This is a genomic window from Helicobacter magdeburgensis, assembly GCF_000765825.2.
Lineage (GTDB): Bacteria > Campylobacterota > Campylobacteria > Campylobacterales > Helicobacteraceae > Helicobacter_C > Helicobacter_C magdeburgensis.
This window is the reverse complement of sequence record NZ_JRPE02000034.1, coordinates 1-2,857: the sequence shown is the minus strand read 5'-3', so window position 1 is coordinate 2,857 and position 2,857 is coordinate 1. Positions and strand designations below refer to the sequence as shown.

General features: G+C 32.8%; 2 protein-coding genes. Both read right to left on the bottom strand.

Annotation, left to right across the window (positions count from 1 at the left end; all coding sequences use genetic code 11):
• Nucleotides 1-188: 188 nt before the first annotated feature.
• The gene (locus tag LS74_RS10660; protein ID WP_034589396.1) at nucleotides 189-2,177 is read right to left on the bottom strand and encodes a DUF3825 domain-containing protein; all 1,989 of its coding nucleotides are present in this window, start codon (nucleotides 2,175-2,177) and stop codon (nucleotides 189-191) included.
• Between the two features lie 131 nt (nucleotides 2,178-2,308).
• Nucleotides 2,309-2,752 carry a hypothetical protein gene (locus LS74_RS10655; protein WP_052086506.1) on the bottom strand — a complete coding sequence of 148 codons (444 nt, stop codon included), beginning with the start codon at nucleotides 2,750-2,752 and terminating at the stop codon, nucleotides 2,309-2,311.
• Between the last annotated feature and the right edge of the window lie 105 nt (nucleotides 2,753-2,857).

Below are 2,857 nucleotides of genomic sequence, written 5' to 3'. Positions count from 1 at the left end.
TGCAAGAATGGCTATGGAAAAAGCACGCAAAGCCTATAATAAAGGACTAGCAACAGAGGCAAGCTTAAATAGGCAGCTTAATGCTTTAAGCCCACAAGCTAGAAAACATGTGGATAAAGAGCTTGGTGGCGATGCTGGAGGGGTTGTTGAGAATGGGGTGATGCCGGGAAGATAATGATAGCCAACAACTATTTTAGCCAGTTGTTATCTGGCTTGGCAATAATTCGTGCATTGGCATACGCCATTTCTGGAGTAAGACAAGTTCTTATTTTATAATAATATTTTTGCCCTTTTCGCTCCCCTCTTGTCTTAACCTTTGTAATGCCTAAAAGCACTGCTGGTTTGCTTTTATCTCGCTGCTCTTCAAAGTATATAGGTAACAAAAACCCTACATCTCCAAAATAAATTTGTGGAAGTGCAAAACGATAATCTCTTCTACACTTTGTAAGAGAAAGTCCTATTTCTTCTTTTAGTCTGTTTCTAAAGTCTATATATCTGCCTTCATATAATTCCTGTATTTCTTTTGGAAATCGTTCTGACCTCCCTTTTAGTATATGCTCATAATGAGTCTTGCTTAATTCAACAAGGCTGGTTTCAAGTATCACATCATTTAATTCTGAAAAAAACTTAATAGGACGAATATCTTTTGCCATAAATCCATCTGGCAAATCTAAATCATCAGAAACTTGAATAAAGAAAGTTGAATTAACTGTTTTTCTTCGGAAAATAAAAAACATATCCTGATAATTATCTCTCAAAATTAATCCTGTATTAAATATAATTGTTTTTGATGTAGCGACAGAATCTCCATCATAATGCAAGTATCCTCCATAGGTGGCACAATCAAAATATTCTCTTATGTATTTAGACAATATACCATCAGGAGAATCCTCCTTGTCCCAATTCTCTTCTAAAATTTTTTCCTTAAGCTTTATTTCCTTCATACTTTCTAATAACCACACAAATGGTTCTTTTTTCTTTTTATTGTCGAGCAAAAATAAAAGATTAGAGAACCTAATTTGTTTGTTGCCATCATCATCCGTTTTATACCCATACCTATAACCTTCTTTTTTAATAGATGGTGTGTCCCTAATAACTTCTATTAATCTATCTACATCCTGTATTCCTTTTATGCTTTCTTCATTGCTTAGGCAATTTTTATGCAATATCTCAAGCGAAACATATCCTGTCCTATCAACAATGCTTTTGTTGTCTATATTGTTAATGATAAAATTTTTTATACTCAAATTAAGTCTTACTATGTCCTCAAGCGACCATCCTTGACAGTTTTCTACAGCCGTACTCGTATTTAGTACTTTTTGTTTTGATTGCATCTCCTTAGCCGCTGACTTCTGATCTATTTTTATCTGCATAACTCTTATTGCAGCCAATATGTCTTTTGCATTTGCCCCATAATATTCCTCAAAACTCAACCCATCTATGCGTATTTGTTTAATTTTTTCATGCGGTATATCTTGTACTTCTTTCTCCTTTGTGCAAGACACAATTTGGTTTTTTATATTCTCTATCAAAAGATGGAGCTCCAAACCATTCTTGGTTGCTATGAACGAGAAATGATGCTTCCTAAATTTATTTTGCAGATCACTCGTAGTTATCGCAAACTTCTTGTGTTTTGTCATTGTTGTAAAACTCGTATAGCCAATATTTTTATCAAAAGTTTCCCAAAATAATGCAAGCAAATAATTTCTTTCATCATAAAGTGGCTTAAACATATATAAGTCATCTTTTCTCCTAATAAAAATATCACCCAACGATTCTAAGAATATTTTTTGTTGGCACTTAAAAGAAAAAAATGACTTTAAGCTTTCATCACATTTTTGACCATAATGTGTTTCTCTAATAAAAGTTGCTGGTATTTCAAAGGGATTTATGTTTGGATGTTTAGCCAAAACATTTGTGAATATTTTATTGAGATAATCTAAATTTGGCTCCAATTCTGTAGTTTTGATATTATATTTTAATAATTTAATATCTTTAAGACACGCTTCAATATCTTTTCTGCTATATTTATCTAGCATTTGAGAAAGTTTTATTGGACTTTTTTGCTTTATGTAAAAGCTCCAAAACAACTGAAGCAACGATTGCTTATTATTGTTTGGTATTAGCTGTTGTTTTACCACTTTTATCCCATTACCTTTGCTTGAATCTTGAGACATATTTACTCCTTATCACATAGTTGAAAAATCACAACTCAGACTTGGAATCCTAGCGTGTTTTACTTCAAACACGCTTAATCATTGTGTCACTACGCACAAACAATAAAATTAGCCCGTTAAATTGAGAAAACTTAAATAACCCGAAAACTTCTTCCAGACTCAATATCTTGCTTGTTAAGTTTTTGTAGCTCTAAATAATTTGGATTTTGTGCTTCTTCTCTATTTGCATCGTCCCAAATAAAACTTCTAAGAGATGGATTTTGAAAGACAATAAATCTAACTTCTCCACTTTCAAATAAATCTGCTTCTTTATCTTGAGAAATGTGTGGATAGAGCTTTTCGCCCCTAAAAGTAAGGAAACTTAAATCCTTTTCATGTGCTCTCAACCTCCTAATACCTTCTTTCTTAAACGCCCTATCCCAAGCTCTCCAATATGCTTCATCACACTTCTTGTCCCAATCCTTTTTAGCTTGGCTACTCCATTCACTATAAGGTGTATTGCCATCTGGAATATGATTTGGACCACTAAAACTTTGTCCTACTAAGTATCCCATTGCAAAATCTCCAAAACCCATTTTTAGCTCCTTTCTATGTTTTTAGATTTATTTAGTGAGATTATAGCAGAAACTATGATTTGGATTCAAATGGAGAAAAAGGATGATTTTATGATAGAATACAAG

Coding starts and splice junctions, on each gene's coding strand:
- LS74_RS10660 (WP_034589396.1), bottom strand. CDS start 2,177: ATGTCTCAAGATTCAAGCAAAGGTAATGGGATAAAAGTGGTAAAACAA.
- LS74_RS10655 (WP_052086506.1), bottom strand. CDS start 2,752: ATGGGTTTTGGAGATTTTGCAATGGGATACTTAGTAGGACAAAGTTTT.